This window comes from Hydrotalea sp. GW822-HT8A01 (assembly GCF_058798575.1).
Map to the genome: position 1 here is coordinate 1,471,157 of NZ_CM179506.1, position 17,388 is coordinate 1,488,544.

Below are 17,388 nucleotides of genomic sequence, written 5' to 3' on the forward strand. Positions count from 1 at the left end.
GCAGCAGGTTTTTTTATGCTTGGAATAATAAGCCAACTTGAAAGTGCTATGCCAACAATTCAAATTTGCTTCAGAATTCATGGGTTAATTTGTATATTGAAAATGAAAGACTTTTTTTAAACATCATATTGCATTATGAAGCTACTGATTATAGAAGATGAAATAACACTGAACAAAACCATGACCGGCTTTTTAACCGCAGCAGGCTATCTATGCGAAACAGTTACCAACTATAACGATGCTATTGAAAAAATTGATTTGTATGAATATGATTGTATTGTGTTAGATATTATGCTGCCAGGCGGTTCCGGTTTAGAACTGTTGCAATATTTAAAAACCAACAAAAAAAACGACGGAGTTATTATAATTTCAGCCAAAGATTCATTAGATGATAAAATTACCGGTCTGCAATTGGGGGCAGATGATTATCTAACCAAACCTTTTCATTTACCCGAATTAAGTATGCGGGTAGCAGCCATTATACGGCGAAAAAAAATGGATGGACATAATATCCTGAATATTGGCAACTGGCTGTTCATAGATACCATTGCACAAAAAGTTACGGTACAACAGCAGGAAATTGAGTTAACACAGAAAGAATACCAGTTGCTGCTGTTCTTTGTGGTGAATAAAAACAGGGTATTGTCTAAAAGTGCCATTGCCCAGCATTTGTGGGGCGATGATATGGACTTGGCCGATCATTATGATTTTATTTACACGCATATCAAAAATTTACGTAAAAAGATGATGGCAGCTGGCGGGGAAGATTGTATTCGTTCTATTTATGGTGCCGGATATAAAATGCAGGTTGACTAATACATGTATCATTTTAAATATGATCAACTAAAAACGAATCGTACGCAATCATGAAATCATTTGCCGCGTATCAACGCTTTAATACCTTGACTGCTATTATTATTCTTTTAATGGGTAGTATTGCTTTTTATGGCGTTTTGCAATATGTGCTCATTCGGCAATTAGATGAAAGCCTGAAGGCTGAACAACAGGAAGTTTCTGCCTATGTGCAGCAATATCATCAGTTACCTGTAATACAAAATACCAAAAACCAATGGATTATTGTAGACAGTAACGTAATTGCATTGCCTAAACACAAATTCAGAACCATAACTGCATTTAATAAGGCTGAGCAGGAAATGCGGGAAATACGGCAATTGCAATTTCACTTGCAGGTAGGTAATCGTCATTATTTGGTACAAGTCAATAAATCGCAGGCAGAAACGGAAGATTTATTGCAATTGATAGCCATATTGGCATTTGGAATGATTACTTTGCTTTTGGTACTGAATTTTTTTGTGAACAGAAAATTGGTCAATAAATTATTTAAACCTTTTCAACAAACGATTACGGCCATTCGCGAATACAAAATTGGTCAATCGCAACCCTTGCAGTTGCCTGGCAGCCCTATAACTGAAATTCATTTGCTAAATGGTAGTTTAAATGAAATGTCGCAACGCATTTATACCGAATATCGTTCTTTAAAATCTTTTACCGAAAATGCAGCACATGAAATGCAAACACCGCTGGCCGTTATCCGTTCTTCTATTGAAAGTATGATACAGCAAAATAATTTAGATGAACTTGGTGTTCAACAACTGATGGCCATTGACGATAATATGCAGAAGTTAATTAAACTGCATCAGTCATTATTGCTGTTGGCTAAAATTGAAAACAATCAGTTTGCATTGAATGAAACAGTACAGTTAGATCAGATTATCCGGAATAAATGTGAAGAAAAAGCTGCTTTTATAGAAGCCAGACAATTAACCATACAACGGCAATTGGTACCCGTTACAGTATTGTTTCATCAACAGTTAACAGAAATACTCATCAATAATTTGCTGAACAATGCCATTCGGTATACTGCACAAAATGGACAAATTACCATTGTATTAACTGCAAATAGTTTTACCATTCGTAACACAGCTACACAGAGTAGTTTAGATACAGAAAAGGTATTTAAACGATTTTACCGGCCACAGCAGCAAACCGAAGGAACGGGTTTGGGCCTGGCAATTGTACATGAAATATGCCGATTGGCAGAATGGCATATACAATATACATTTGAGCAAAACGAACATTGTTTTATTATTCAATTTGTTAATCAGGAGGAGAAAATATAATGGGAAAGCAATTATTCGTCATCATCGGCAGTTTGCTATGTTTGGGATGGGCGCAGGCACAGCAAAAAAACCTTCCATTTTTTGTGAATGCCGCCATTGAAAACAGTCCGCTTTTGAAAGATTACCACAATCAACAGTTAAGCAATATCATAGACAGTCTTCGTATTCATGCCATCTATCAACCACAAATTAATGCCATCAGTGTAAATACGTATGCGCCTTCTTATCAGGGTTGGGGCTATGATGGTGCCATTACCAACGGTGCCAATGTTGCGCAACAACTTACTGCCAACAAACTGCTGATTGGTAAAGAAAACATGCAAAACCAGCAACAGGCTATTCAACTGTTAAATCAAAGTTTACAAGTGGCGGGTAAAATAACAGAGCAGGATATTACCAAAGCCATAACTGCTCAATATATTACGGCCTATGGCACACAGCAGCAAATTCAGTTCAATAAAGAATTGGTTGATTTGTTGAAAAAAGAAGAAGTGATTCTGAAAAAATTAACCGAATCAGGTATCTACAAACAAACTGATTATTTAAGTTTTTTAGTAACCATTCAGCAGCAGGATTTATTGATTCATCAATTGCACATTCAGTTTAGCAATGAATATGGTACGCTCAATTATTTATGCGGCTTAACAGATACGGCTTACACTGTATTGCAAAAACCAGATATTCAACTGGTATTAACACCGGAAATAGAACAAACAGTTTTTTACAAACAGTTTTTTGTAGATAGTTTAAAACTGAAAAACAGTGATGCACAAATTGATTTTAGTTATAAACCAAAAGTTAGTTTGTATGCAGATGCGGGCTATCTCTCATCTTTTGCTTACCGGGCTTATAAAAATTTTGGAACCAGCTTTGGTGTATCGATTATATGGCCCATTTATGATGGGAAGCAAAGAAAAATGAAACACGATAAAATTGCCATTGCCGAACAAACCCGTCAGCAATATCGCGATTATTTTAAAGTACAGTTTCAGCAGCAAATTGCACAATTGGCCCAACAACTACAATCGGTGCAGGAACTGATTAATGAAACCAATACGCAAATAAAATATACGCAAATATTAATTGAGGCAAACCGGAAGTTACTGCAAACCGGTGATGTAGTGATGCCGAATTATATTTTAGCTATTGGCAATTATTTGAATGCGAAAAATTTAATTACACAAAATACCATCAATAAATTACAGATTATTAACCAAATTAATTACTGGAACAGAAACTAAACAATTATGATGTTGAAAAAATATATACTTGTTTCATTTGAAACCAATACGCAAATAAAATATACGCAAATATTAATTGAGGCAAACCGGAAGTTACTGCAAACCGGTGATGTAGTGATGCCGAATTATATTTTAGCTATTGGCAATTATTTGAATGCGAAAAATTTAATTACACAAAATACCATCAATAAATTACAGATTATTAACCAAATTAATTACTGGAACAGAAACTAAACAATTATGATGTTGAAAAAATATATACTTGTTTCATTTTTTGCATTTGCTATGGTAATGCAGGCTTGCAAAGAGAAAACCCCCGATGCAAATACAACGCTTGTTGCCGATGCCGCTACCGGCACACCGGTTACCATTACCCATCCTATTAAGGGTATGATGCAGGAAACTGTTACCCTGAATGCTGTTTCTGCTTTTTTATTGAAGAGTTTTGTGAAAGCCAATGCCAACGGCTATTTACAACAGGTAAATATTCATTTGGGCCAATATGTACAAAAGGGCGAAACCTTATTTGTGATTACTACCAAAGAAGCAAGGGCATTGGGTAATACCATTAATGCATTAGATACTTCTTTGCGGTTTTCAGGAACCATTGCCATACATGCACCGGGGAATGGTTATATTACCCAGCTCAATTACCATGCTGGCGATTATGTGTTAGATGGAGAGCCATTGGCAGCAATTACCGATAACAGGAGTTTTGTGTTTTTATTAGACCTGCCTTATGAATTGAAGCCCTATCTTCCACAAAATAAAATGGTACATTTATTATTACCCGATGGTACACAACTAACAGGTACAATGGGTACTCCGTTACCTACAGTAGATCCTGCGGCACAAACACAAAACTTCATCATCAGGGTAAATACCAATAAACAAATACCAGAAAATTTAATTGCTAAAGTAAACCTGATAAAAGTTCAAAAAATGAATACATTATCGCTTCCAAAAGCAGCCGTGTTAAGCGATGAAGTGCAAAGTAATTTTTGGGTAATGAAAATGATAGATAGCATTACTGCAATAAAAGTACAGGTACAAAAAGGTGTTGAAACGAATGATGCCGTGGAAATAATTACCCCTGCTTTTAAAACTACCGATAGTATTCTTGTAAAAGGGAATTACGGTTTGCCGGATACTGCAAAAGTGATGATTCTGTCAACTCCATTGAAAGAATAAGTAATATTTCATGTATGGCAAGTCAGTTTTTTCAGAATACTGTATTGAAATGAAGCTCTAAATCAAGTACAGTATAACAGAAAAGTAATAAAAATTATTTCTAATTTTTTGTAAGGTCAAGGTGCTTTGCAAATTTTAAATATTTTTTGGATGAAAAATTTCTTTGTAAAATATAAAAGTCCTTTGGCTGTTTTTATGGCCATTATCATTATGGGCGGATTGTTTGCTTACAGCAAATTGCAATCTTCACTATTTCCTGAAATTACTTTTCCAAAAATTAAAATCATAGCTGATGCCGGACAGCAGCCGGTGAATAAAATGATGATTACTGTTACCAGACAGTTGGAAAATGCTGTAAAGCGGGTGCCTGATTTGCACATGATACGCAGCATTACCAGCCGGGGAAGTTGCGAAATATCTGCTTTTCTGAATTGGAATGCGAATATTGATGTGAGTAAACAAAGAATTGAATCTCGAATTACAGAAATTATGAATACGCTGCCGCCTGGTATTCAAATTACGGTGGAACGTATGAATCCTTCCATTTTGCCGGTAATTGGGTATTCTTTGGAAAGTAACACCCGATCGCCCATTGATATGAAGCTGCTGGCTTTGTATACCATTAAACCCTTTTTATCGCAGGTAGCCGGTGTTTCTGAGGTGCGGGTTATTGGCGGAAAAACAAAAGAATACTGGTTAATTGTGAATACCGATAAAATGTCGGCATTGGGTATTACTCCCGATTCGGTGAACTATGCATTAAGCCAGACCAATTTCATCAAATCGAACGGCTATCTGGCCGATTATCATTTATTGTATTTATCACTTACCGATGCATCGGTAGTTTCGAAAGATCAATTACAACATATTGTTATCAGCAATAATGGTAAGCGCATTGTGCAGTTGCAGGATATAGCCGATGTGCAAATTCGTGAAGCGAAGGAGTATATCAAAATCAATGCAAACGGAAGGGAAGGTATTTTGCTGGCTGTTATTAAACAGCCCAATGCCAACTTAATTCAGGTAAGCAGCGATATGGATGCCAAACTGAATGATCTGAAAAAAATACTGCCTCGCGATGTAACCATACATCCTTATTATGAGCAGGCCAATTTTGTAAAAGATGCCATTAAAAGTGTAAGCGATAGTTTATGGATAGGGTTATTGCTTGCAATAGTGGTGGCTATTATTTTTCTGCGTTCACTGAAAGCCAGTACCGTTATTCTGTTTACCATACCGGTTACAATTTTACTCACTATTATCTGTTTGTATGCTATCGGACAAACATTAAATATTATGACGCTGGGCGCACTGGCGGCTGCTATCGGTCTAATTATTGACGATGCTATAGTAGTAGTGGAGCAAATCCATCGCACCCACGAAGAACATCCTGCCGAATCCACCAATACCCTGTTGCAAAAAGCCATTCATTATTTATTTCCTGCCATGGTGGGATCTTCCTTAAGTACCATCGTTATTTTTTTACCTTTTGTATTGATGAGTGGTGTTGCAGGTGCTTATTTTAAAGTAATGACCAATACCATGATTATTACTTTAGTCTGCTCATTTTTTGTAACCTGGTTACTGTTGCCTGTTTTGTATTTGTTGTTTACCCGCAATGCGTCTGTAAATGCAGTAGGCAAAAAAATAAAACATGGCCATGAAGTAAAGCAACAGAAATGGGTGGGTTTTTTTATCCGTAAACCTTATATCAGTATATTGTTCATCGTAATTTTAGGTGCTTCCATTTATGTTGTATATCCTAAATTAGCTACCGGCTTTTTGCCCGATATGGATGAAGGAAGTATTGTATTGGATTACAGTTCACCACCCGGTACTTCATTGGAAGAAACAGACCGGATGTTAAGGCAGGTAGAAAAAATAATTGTAAAAGTGCCTGAAGTAGAAGCTTATAGCCGTAGAACCGGTACACAAATGGGATTTTTTATCACAGAACCCAATCGGGGAGATTACCTGATACAATTAAAGAAAAACAGAACCCGGACCACGGTAGAGGTAATTAATGATATTCGGTTGAAGATAGAAGCAACGCAACCGGCTTTGCGAATTGACTTTGGGCAGGTAATTACCGATATGTTGGGCGATTTAATGACATCGGTACAGCCAATAGAAGTTAAAATTTTTGGGAATGATCAGTCGAAGTTGCAAGAGCTGTCCCGACAGGTGGCTGCAGTGCTGAATACTGTTCAGGGAACGGCTGATGTTTTTGATGGTATTGTTATTGCCGGGCCGTCGGTGGTGGTTACACCTAACTATACCGCCTTGGCGCTATATGGTATTACACCTGCCAGTTTTCAATACCAAATGCAGAGTGCTTTAGAAGGCAATGTGGTGGGTAGTGTATTTGATAAGGAACAGTTAAGTAATATTCGGTTTATTTATCCAAACAGTGCCAAATTATCGGTAGCACAGGTAAAACAAGCACTCATTTTTCTTCCCAATGGGAAAAGAATACCTATTACTAATTTGGCCACAGTTGCATTAAGTAGTGGCGATGCAGAAATACAAAGAGAAAATTTGCAAAATATGGGGGTAGTTACTGCAAGGTTAGATAATCGCGATTTGGGTAGTACCATGCAGGAAATTCAACAAAAAGTGGCCGCAAAAGTAGCATTGCCGCAAGGTTATTTTATCAGTTATGGCGGTGCTTATGCAGAGCAACAGCAGTCGTTTAAAGAGTTGCTGGTAATTTTAATTACAGCCAGTTTGCTGGTGTTTGGGGTCATATTGTTTTTATTCAGAGATGTAAAAATTGCATTGATTATTATATTGGTAGCAGTACTGGGTATCAGTGGCAGTTATTTGGCACTCTACCTCACCAATACTCCGTTAAATGTGGGTAGTTATACCGGTCTCATCATGATTGTGGGTATTATAGGTGAGAATGCCATTTTTACTTATTTGCAGTTTAGGGATTCATTAAAAGGAAAAACCAATGTGGGCAGGGTAGATGAAGCGATTATTTATTCCATTTCTACCCGGTTAAGGCCCAAATTAATGACGGCGTTGGGCGCTATTATTGCTTTAACGCCTTTGGCGCTCGGTATTGGTACTGGAGCACAAATGCACCAACCCTTAGCCATTGCTGTAATTGGCGGATTTATTGTAGCATTGCCTTTGTTATTGGTAGTGTTACCAAGCTTGTTGCATTTGTTATATAAGAACAGTAAACCTTTGGTACAGGAAGAAGAAATGTAGAATATAAAAAACAGAATTCTGTTATGGTAATTTCATAAAAAAGAGGCTTTCTCTTGCTTTTGAGATAGCCTCTTTTAATTTGAGCCAATTATGAAAATGGATATTTTGTATTGGGCTCAATTTTTTTATTTGTTGTGAATTACCTTTATCAGGAAATTTAAAATTGAGTTGAAAATCCAAAATAATAACTTCTTCCAATGGAAGGAATAATACCTGGTCCAGGATATTCATCAGTTCTTCGTGTAAAATATGATTTATCAGTTAAGTTATTCACACCCACTTTGATTGCAATTTTTTTGATGGTATATGTCATGCTGAGGTCAGCAACTGTATATCCAGGTATATAACCTGCAATTGGGTCAGTACTTGTTTTTACATTTGAAGCATCACCGTAAGCATCACCAATATTATTTATCTGAAAAGTTGCTGAAAAATGGGGGTTATTAAAAATAATTCCAGTGCGATTGATAGTCTTGGCAGCAGCTTCAACCCGGTTGCCCTTGAATTCTCCGGTGGTATATCTGGCATCAATGAAAGCAAACGAATTAAAAATACTAAGTCCTGTTTTTGATTGTGCATTCAGGTATTTTAAAATATTAAATTCCAAATAATTCTCAACACCTTTATGAACACTATTCGCTATATTCTTGCGTACAGAGTATTCCATTCCGGTATTTGGGTCTGTTTGTACTAATACTCCAATTCTATTATTATAAGCCAGATAAAAAACACCCAAATCAAAATTAAAATAATTTTTAATGGTGCCTCTATAACCTAAATCTGCATTGAAGCCATAACTGTCTTTTAGATTGGGGTCAATTCTGGATGTTATTCCGAATGGTTCTAACTGGCTATATTCAATAGGCCGGTATGCCTGGCTGATATTACCGTAAATATTGGTGTAGGTTCCTGTTTTATATGAAATGCCCATGCCAAACAATGGAAAAGTTCTTGATCTGTTTTCTAAAACATTTTGTTTTGTTCCATTAGTAGTTTTATAACCAGTTGCAGTACTGTTTAAATATTCAAATCTAAAACCGGGGATGATGGACAGCTTGTCACCGAACTTAAAAATATTTTCAATAAAAGGAGCGATGTTTGTAGTGGTAAAATTTAAGTTATAACCCCAATCGCCCCGGATTGATAAATCAAAATCACTGTTGGTAGTTCCTTCTCCTCCCCCAAGCCTTTTTAACCATGCATATGAATGTCTGATACCTCCTGAAATAGTTGCTTGTTGATGTACAAATTGGTATTGATGCGAAAATCTGAATTCTGTTGTGATGTTTTTCATATTTTGTATCCCCACTTCTCTAGGAACATAGGTATTTGTAATGGGGTCAATTGTATCTTGGGCAGCCGGGCCACCATCTTCGTTTCTCCATACCAGAGAACGATTCCCATATAAATATGTGCTCTTTATACTAATTATGCTGTTTTTAGATAGATTGTAATTCATTGATAAATTAACAATATTCCAAGGCGTTTTCAGCCAGTTTCTGGAACGTGTTGACATTCTGGGATTAGCCTGAAACTGGCTATCTGTTAATCCCCCCGGCATTTGTATGGTATTACGAAGCAAAGAATATTCTGCTGTAACATTCAGCTTTTCAGAAATTTTATACTGCAATTTTCCAAAACCTGATAACTGCCATTGTTTACTATTAGGTCTGTACCCATCCATATAGCGATATTGGATGAAAGCATAATATGATAGTTTTTTAAAATTACCTCCAATTGAATTAAAAGAATTGAAAAGCCCATAACTGCCTGCAGTTTGCGAAGTATAAAATTCAAAGGGTTTATTGGCAGGTGCATCTTTTGTAATATAGTTTACCAAACCTCCAAATTGAGCGCCAAATTGCAATGCTGCTGCACCCCTTACCATTTCAATTCTTTGAACTGCTTCCATAGGAGGAAGGTAATAGGCTTCATTGTATCCATATATATCAGCACTAATGTTATAACCATTTTGGCGGGTATTCATTTCAATGCTTTGAATAGGGTTAAGCCCCCTTGTTGCAATTCCGTTTGCAGTAAAGCCACCTGTTTCAGTTTCAACAATATTTAATCCGGGTATCCTGCCTAAAATTTGTCTGGTATTATTGATAGCCTTATTTGCATCCAAACTATCTACCATAATCACTTCGCTTTTTTTACCGGCATAAATAATTCCATCTTTAAAATCTGGCATGTGACCTATTCCGCGAACGGTTTTAAAACCAATAACTGAAACATTTTTAAGTGTGTGTACGTTTATGCTGTCAATTTTTTGTGAGAATAAAATAATGGGTAATAAAAGCCATTGTAGCAGAAGTATTTTCTTCATGAGATTTTTTTTTCACAAAGAAAATTGCGAAATCAATGATATAATAACTGTATCGGGAAATTCTGTTTACGATATCTGGAATTCAAAATGAGCTACTAAAATATATTTTATTAAAATTATTCTTATATTACTTTGATGCAAAAAAAACAGCAATAGTTTATAAATGCTGTTTTTTATATATTTTTAAAATTTAATTATTTATTCAACCTCAGCACCCATTCTTTTGCTTACTTTTTTTCTGTCTTCTTCATCCAACACCACTTTACGCATTCTGATGTTTTTAGGCGTTACCTCAATACACTCATCCTGCTGAATGTATTCCATACATTCTTCCAATGTTAATTGAATTTTTGGGGTAATGCGTACACTATCATCGCTACCGCTGGCACGGTGGTTGGTTAATTTTTTAGCTTCTACTGCATTTACATTCAAATCGCCGGGTTTAATATGCTCGGCAATAATTTGTCCGGCATATACTTCTTCGCCGGGTTCAATAAAGAAACGGCCGCGATCCTGTAATTTATCGATAGAATAGGCAGTAGTGGTACCGCCAAATTTAGCAATCAGCACACCATTGTTTCTTCCGGGAATAGGCCCTTTCCAGGGTTTGTATTCACTAAAGCGATGTGCCATTACAGCTTCACCTGCAGTGCCGGTTAACATTTGTGAACGCAAACCAATTAAACCTCTTGAAGGAATTTCAAACTCTAAGTGCTGCATTTCACCTTTGCTTTCCATCACCAGCATTTCACCCTTGCGTTGGGTTACCAAATCAATTACTTTACCACTAAATTCAGCCGGTACATCTACTACTAAAATTTCATAAGGTTCATGCTTCTTGCCATCTACTGTTTTCACCAATACCTGTGGGTTTCCCACGGTTAATTCATATCCCTCGCGGCGCATGGTTTCAACCAATACACCTAAGTGCAGAATGCCCCGTCCAAATACCAAAAAGCTATCGGCACTGTCTGCATCTTCTACTCTAAGGGCTAAGTTTTTCTCTGTTTCTTTCATCAGGCGGTCGCGCAGGTGGCGAGAGGTAACAAACTTTCCGTCTTTACCAAAGAAGGGTGAGTTATTGATGCTGAACATCATACTCATGGTAGGTTCATCCACGCTGATAATGGGTAATCCTTCGGGATTTTCAGTATCGGCAATGGTATCGCCAATGTTAAAATCTTCCAGACCAACAACCGCACATAAATCGCCACACAATACTTCCGTTACTTTGCGTTTGCCCATTCCTTCAAAAACGTATAATTCTTTTACTTTATTTTTTTTGATGCTGCCATCTGCCTGCACCAATGCAATGTTCTGGTTTTCTTTAATGGTACCGCGGGTTACTTTTCCAATTGCAATTCGGCCTAAGAAAGAAGAGTAATCTAATGATGTAATTTGTAATTGCAATGAACCTTCCTGAATGGTAGGTGGTGGTACATGTTTTAAAATGCCATCCATTAACGGGAAAATATCTTCAGTAGGGGTTAGGCTGTCATTAAACCAGCCATTTTTACCGCTGCCATAATAAGTTGGGAAGTTCAGTTGTTCTTCAGTAGCATCTAAGTTAAAGAAGAGTTCAAATACGGCATCATGCACTTCATCGGGGCGGCAATTGGGTTTATCTACTTTATTGATAACAACAATAGGATGCAGATTTAATTGCAATGCTTTTTGCAATACAAAGCGGGTTTGGGGCATGGGGCCTTCAAAAGCATCTACCAATAATATTACCCCATCTGCCATTTTCAATACTCGTTCTACTTCACCGCCAAAATCACTGTGGCCGGGCGTATCAATTACATTGATTTTAACGTCTTTATAAGTAACAGCGGCATTTTTACTAAAAATAGTAATGCCCCTTTCTTTTTCCAGATCATTGCTGTCCATAATTAAGTCGCCGGTTTCCTGATTGTCTCTAAAAACCTTGGTAGCCTGTAGTATGCGGTCTACTAATGTGGTTTTTCCGTGGTCAACGTGTGCAATGATCGCAATATTTCTAATATCCATAAAAAAATTTAAGGCTGCAAAGGTAAGGTTTTACAATGGGTTTACCGCTATTCATCTTTTAGTTAACCTGCTGTTAATACGGAATGCCTTAACTTTATAAAAAATAATACTATTGATACGTTGGATAATTATGCTGTTCGTAAGTGCCATTGGCCTTTCGTTTGTTACCCAAAAAGCTGTGAATGGAGATAAGGTAACAACCCCGCCGGGTACTGTTTTGCTGAAACCGGGGTTATACATCGATGCTTATGAAATTAGTGTGAGCAACTGGAAAGATTTTGCCGAAGGATGGTTATTGGGCCGGGAGAATGATACCGCTACCTATGCCGCTATGTTGCCCGACTCGCTGGTATGGATTTCTTACCGGCAAAGAGGGGAAGAATTTATTCAAACCTATTATCGCAGCAATAGTTACAATAATTATCCCATGGCAGGTATTAGTTATGAACAGGCGCAAGCATTCTGTGCCTGGCGTACCGACCGGGTAAATGAATTGCTGGCACGCATGCCGCATCCTCCTTTTAGAAGTGTTACCTACCGCCTGCCCACTGAGGCTGAATGGGAGTTGGCAGCCAATGGGAAATTAGATTCTATAAAATATCCCTATGGTTATACGGGTATTTACAGCCTGTATAAAGGCGATTCTGTTAAAAATTTTAATTGCCGTTATCCGGATGATGATTCCCTTCGGGTGGGGCAACGCGATATTATGCCGGTTAGTTTTTCCATCCCCAATCAATATGGTATTTACAATATGATTGGCAATGTGGGTGAAATGATTGCCGAAAAAGGGGTAGCCAAAGGCGGGCATTACGATTTGCCAATAGCATATTGTACGGTTAAAGAACGCATGTCGTATAAAAGCCCCAATCGATGGTTAGGGTTTCGGTGTGTATGCGAAGTTGTAACCGCTGCACCCTTTAACCGGAAAAATGAAAAACCAAAAAAACGAAAACCGGTAAAAGGGTTTAGCGATCAATAATTTATACCCGCACATAAATTTTGCGTTTGTCTAAATAATAACCAACCAGCCAGCAAAGCAGCATATACGAAATAGAAAACAAAAACGAGCCGAAATAGGCACCTGCATGGCTATATATGTTTGTGTACAACCACTGAATAACGCCATGGTATCCTTCAATGGGAATCATGTAAAATACCGTTACCAATAGTTCTGACAACAGATAAATGAATAGCGGATTTTTTCCGAATACCTGAAAGAAATAGCTGATTTTACTTTCGCCTAAATTTTTGAAGCTTACAAAATACATAACGGCAGCTATCATCATACAGTCTAACCCAACGGTATGCAATACAAATGCACTGGTCCATAATTTTTTGTTGATGGGGAAGGAGAAGTTCCAGAAATACGACAATACAAATAATCCAAAACCTGCTAATAATAATTTGGTGAGGGTTTCATACGTATTTCCTTTTTTCTGAATAAAGGCGCCTGCCATATAACCTGCAATTACATTGGCAATGGCGGGAATGGTGCTAAGCCAGCCTTCGGGGTCAAAGGCAACCCCCTCGCCATGATACATATGGTTGGGGCCCATTAACCAAACATCTAAGTAATAACCTGCATTGGTAGTCATGCCATAGGGATCGGTAGGGTCGCCCAAATAATACATAATGGCCCAGTAAATAAACAATAGGGCAATGCCAATATATAAAGCAGTTTTAGGTTTTAAAAACCAAATGAGCAGCGATGCAATGCCATAGCAAAGGGCTATCCGTTGTAACACACCCATAATACGTGTGTTGGCAAATGGTGCTGCTTGTATATGGTGTTGTGCATCAAAGTGAAAAAAAGGAAACCAATACATCAGGTAACCCAATAAAAAAATGAGCAGGGTGCGTTTTAAAATTTTGCCTACTACCCAGCTATTGGCTTTGCCTGCCCATTTGGGCATTACAAAACTCATGGCATTTCCTACCGCAAAAAGAAAAGAAGGGAATACCAAATCGGTTGGCGTAAATCCATTCCAGTGGGCATGTTGTAACGGCGCATACGATAATGGACCACCAGGGGTGTTTACAATAATCATGAAACAAATGGTCATGCCTCTGAATATATCTAAGGCAGTAAAGCGTTGTGTGGGGGTTAACATAGCAATCGTTGGTTTGTGGTTAGGGATGCTTAAAAATAAGCAATAAAAAACGCAAACAATGCAAGTGGCCATTAAATTATACCCTTTTTAATGCACAAACCTTTGCGTAATTGCAAAAAAATGCCGGTTCTTTCGGGAATAAAGAACCGGCAAATGTTGGGATGCGTATGAAAAGATTACCAGATTTTTATCCGTTCGTTTTCGGGTAAATACATTTTATTGCCCGGCACCACATGAAATGCTTTGTAGAAAGGGGTAAAATTCATTAAGGGGCCATTTACCCGATACATAGCAGGTGAATGGGGATCGGTATTAATTAACCTACGGGTGTAAGCATCTTTTTCTTTAGAACGCCAAATTTGGGCTAATGATAAAAAGAAGCGCTGGTCGGGTGTAAAGCCATCTGTTTTTTGGGTACTGTCCTGTCCTTCATTAGTCATTTTAAATGCATCATAGGCAATGGCAATACCTCCTATATCGGCCATGTTTTCTCCGGTGGTAAGCGAGCCGTTTACATGCACGGTATCTAATACCGTAAATCCATTGTACAAATGAACAACTTGTTGCGATTTGTTTTTGAACTGATCGTAATCGGCTTTACTCCACCAGTTTTTCAGGTTGCCCTCTTTATCGTATTGCGCACCCTGATCATCAAAACCGTGGGTCATTTCATGGCCAATTACCATGCCTATGCCGCCATAATTAATGGCATCATCGGCCTTGGGATCAAAGAAAGGGAATTGCAGGATACCGGCAGGAAATACAATTTCATTGTATAATGGATTGTAGTAAGCATTGATGGTAGGGGGTGTCATTTCCCATTCTGTTCTATCTACCGGCTTGCCCAATTTCTGTATCATGTATTGATAATTGTTGGCTTCTGCTGCCATTACATTGTTAAAATAATGATTGCGGTCAATATTTACTTTGCTATAATCTCTCCATTTGTCGGGATAACCAATTTTTTTAATAAATGCCTGTAATTTTTCTTTGGCTTTTTGTTTGGTTGAATCGCTCATCCAGTCTAAGCGGTCTATCCTTTGTGCAAAGGCGGTTTGTAAATTATGTACCAATGCATCCATGCGTTGTTTGGCTTCTTTGGTAAAATATTTTTCTACGTACAATTGTCCCAAAGCTTCTCCAATTTGGCTGTCAATGGTACGGTAAACACTTTCCCAACGGGGCTTCATTTGTGTTTGTCCGCTCAATGCCTTCCCGTAAAAGTTAAATGATGCCTGTACAAATGGGGCGCTTAAAATACGTGCTGCACTGTTAATGGTATGCAGGCGCAAATACAACTGCCAGGTGCCTAAGGGCTGAGTAACAATTAATTGATTGAGTTTGGCAAAAAAATCGGGCTGCTGTACGTTTACTGAATCAACCTGAATATTTAATGTTTTTAACAACATGGGCCATTGTAAATTGGGCATTGTTTTGGCAAGTTGGCTTACCGCCATTTTATGATAATTGGTTTGCGGGTCGCGCAGGGCAACATTGGTTTTATGGCTTTCTGCCATTTGTTTCTCCAATGCATACACCAGTTCTACCTGTTTGCCTGCGGTAATGCTATCGGTGCCGGTTAGCATCAATAACTTTTGCATGTAAGTTTTATATGCAGCCACTACAGCCTGAGTAGCAGCATCTGTTTTAAAATAATAATCGCGGTCGGGTAAACCTAAGCCACCCTGCCCAAATACGGCAATGGTAGCCATGCTGTTTTTATCGTCGGGATACACGCCAAAATCGAATAGCATATTGCTGCCGCGGGTATGTGCCTGAGCTGCATATTGAATCATGTTTTCGGGGGTTTTAATGCTGCTGATGGCAGTAAGAAAAGGCTGAATGGGCGTATAGCCCAACTGATCAACTTTAGCTGAGTCCATACCCGATGCAAAAAAGTCGCCTACTTTTTGTTGAATACTGCCTGCCTGCCCCGGATTTTTTTCTGCTTCTTCTAAAATGGTGTGAATGTTGTTTTTGGTGCGGTTATACAAATCCAGAAAAGAGCCAGCACCTACTTCTGAAGCCGGAATGGATGTTTTCTTCATCCAATTGCCGGTTGCATATAAAAAGAAATTATCACCCGGCTTTACCGATGTGTCAATGGCACTCAGGTCAATAAATGCCGATGGCTTTGCCGGCTTTTCTTTACAACCGGTGAATAATGCAACGCTTAACGTAGCGCTGCAAAACGCTGTTTTTACAATATTCATGTGCATGGTTTTTGTGAATGGAATGCCGGTAATGGTTACCACACAGCAATTCCTTTTAATGAAATTCTAAAGTAATACAAAAACATATTGACTGCCTAAAAAGTTGATGAGTGGGAAGTGATGGCATTAAAAAAAATGGAAGATATACAAGCCTGCATTAAAAAAATTACTAATTGTGGTAACAAAATATTTGTTGCCGCAGAATGGATGGGAAGTGTAGTTATAAAAAAAGGCCGTCTAACATAGAGACAGCCTGCATTGAATGATGTGTTAAGAAGCTTTTACCACTTCTTTTTTTTCATTTTGTTTTTTGTGTGGTCTGCTTTTGCCGAAAGAACCTTTAAAACGTTTTCCTTTCGCAGTTTTTTTGTCGCCTCTACCCATAATGAAATAATTTTTAATATTTGTGTGAGGAACAAAAATAAAAAATCCTGCTGAAACAGCAGGATTTAATTCTGTAGTGCAGAAAATTACATTTTGCTGCTTAATTCTTTACCTGCTTTAAAACGGGCAACTTTTTTTGCTTTAATTTTAATAGGTGCACCGGTTTGTGGGTTACGGCCTGTACGGGCAGCACGTTTAGAAACAGAGAAAGTTCCAAAACCTACTAAAGTTACTTTACCGCCACCTTTTAAAGTTTTGGTTACTGCTTCAACAAATGAATCTAAAGCAGCATTTGCCTGTGTTTTAGTGATTTCAGCGTCTTCTGCAATTTTTGCAATTAATTCAGCCTTGTTCATAGATGATTGTTTAATTAGTTAAATAACAAAAACAAATGTATAGGCTTTTGGCAATTAACAAAATAATTTTTCTCAATTTTTAAGCACAGGTTTTGCCCCAAAATCCTGTATTGATAAGGCTTTTGATACAAAATAGAACAAAGTGCTCTTATTTTACTCTGAATAAAAATTTGCTGAAATACAGTGCTGG

Annotated in this window: 13 protein-coding genes; 7 read left to right on the top strand and 6 right to left on the bottom strand. The window is 37.8% G+C overall.

What is annotated here, in order from left to right; genetic code table 11:
• Nucleotides 1-135: 135 nt before the first annotated feature.
• The 6 genes from AC3QLY_RS06455 (at nt 136) to AC3QLY_RS06480 (ending at nt 7,792) form a co-directional block, all read left to right on the top strand.
• The gene (locus AC3QLY_RS06455; protein WP_068246340.1) at nt 136-816 is read left to right on the top strand and encodes a response regulator transcription factor; all 681 of its coding nucleotides are present in this window, start codon (nt 136-138) and stop codon (nt 814-816) included.
• A 50-nt stretch (nt 817-866) separates the two neighbouring features.
• Nucleotides 867-2,141, top strand: coding sequence for a sensor histidine kinase (locus AC3QLY_RS06460; RefSeq protein WP_218331539.1), 1,275 nt, complete (start codon nt 867-869; stop codon nt 2,139-2,141).
• Nucleotides 2,141-3,382: a TolC family protein gene (locus AC3QLY_RS06465; RefSeq protein WP_218331541.1), complete on the top strand. Its 1,242-nt coding sequence runs from the start codon at nt 2,141-2,143 to the stop codon at nt 3,380-3,382. The genes AC3QLY_RS06460 and AC3QLY_RS06465 overlap by 1 nt, the downstream gene beginning before the upstream one ends.
• A 6-nt stretch (nt 3,383-3,388) precedes the next feature.
• Nucleotides 3,389-3,616 (top strand): hypothetical protein, encoded by a 228-nt coding sequence (locus tag AC3QLY_RS06470; RefSeq protein ID WP_492991017.1) that lies wholly within the window; start codon nt 3,389-3,391, stop codon nt 3,614-3,616.
• A gap of 6 nt (nt 3,617-3,622) precedes the next feature.
• Entirely contained in the window at nt 3,623-4,573 is a 951-nt protein-coding gene (locus AC3QLY_RS06475; RefSeq protein WP_218331543.1) for an efflux RND transporter periplasmic adaptor subunit, read from the top strand.
• Between the two features lie 150 nt (nt 4,574-4,723).
• The gene (locus AC3QLY_RS06480) at nt 4,724-7,792 is read left to right on the top strand and encodes an efflux RND transporter permease subunit (RefSeq protein WP_288095669.1); all 3,069 of its coding nucleotides are present in this window, start codon (nt 4,724-4,726) and stop codon (nt 7,790-7,792) included.
• A 157-nt stretch (nt 7,793-7,949) separates the two neighbouring features.
• Here AC3QLY_RS06480 and AC3QLY_RS06485 read toward each other — a convergent pair whose 3' ends face one another.
• A complete protein-coding gene (locus tag AC3QLY_RS06485; RefSeq protein ID WP_218331553.1) occupies nt 7,950-10,121 on the bottom strand; it encodes a TonB-dependent receptor family protein in 2,172 nt (723 codons plus the stop codon).
• A gap of 198 nt (nt 10,122-10,319) precedes the next feature.
• Nucleotides 10,320-12,131 (bottom strand): translational GTPase TypA, encoded by a 1,812-nt coding sequence (typA, locus tag AC3QLY_RS06490; protein WP_074418345.1) that lies wholly within the window; start codon nt 12,129-12,131, stop codon nt 10,320-10,322.
• A 112-nt stretch (nt 12,132-12,243) separates the two neighbouring features.
• Here typA and AC3QLY_RS06495 point away from each other — a divergent pair, with 112 nt between their 5' ends.
• Nucleotides 12,244-13,113 (top strand): formylglycine-generating enzyme family protein, encoded by an 870-nt coding sequence (locus AC3QLY_RS06495; RefSeq protein ID WP_176713008.1) that lies wholly within the window; start codon nt 12,244-12,246, stop codon nt 13,111-13,113.
• Nucleotide 13,114: 1 nt separating this feature from the next.
• On the opposite strand, the gene AC3QLY_RS06500 is transcribed toward AC3QLY_RS06495, so the two are convergent.
• The 4 genes from AC3QLY_RS06500 to AC3QLY_RS06515 all read right to left on the bottom strand — a co-directional run bounded on the left by AC3QLY_RS06500 (nt 13,115) and on the right by AC3QLY_RS06515 (nt 17,198).
• Nucleotides 13,115-14,245 (bottom strand): acyltransferase family protein, encoded by a 1,131-nt coding sequence (locus tag AC3QLY_RS06500; RefSeq protein WP_074419563.1) that lies wholly within the window; start codon nt 14,243-14,245, stop codon nt 13,115-13,117.
• A gap of 176 nt (nt 14,246-14,421) precedes the next feature.
• Nucleotides 14,422-16,458, bottom strand: a complete 2,037-nt coding sequence (locus AC3QLY_RS06505) for a M13 family metallopeptidase (protein ID WP_218331555.1) — start codon at nt 16,456-16,458, stop codon at nt 14,422-14,424.
• 270 nt (nt 16,459-16,728) lie between these two features.
• Complete coding sequence (locus AC3QLY_RS06510) at nt 16,729-16,842, bottom strand: 30S ribosomal protein THX (RefSeq protein ID WP_068246315.1); 114 nt, start codon at nt 16,840-16,842, stop codon at nt 16,729-16,731.
• An 86-nt stretch (nt 16,843-16,928) separates the two neighbouring features.
• The gene (locus AC3QLY_RS06515; RefSeq protein ID WP_068246313.1) at nt 16,929-17,198 is read right to left on the bottom strand and encodes an HU family DNA-binding protein; all 270 of its coding nucleotides are present in this window, start codon (nt 17,196-17,198) and stop codon (nt 16,929-16,931) included.
• Between the last annotated feature and the right edge of the window lie 190 nt (nt 17,199-17,388).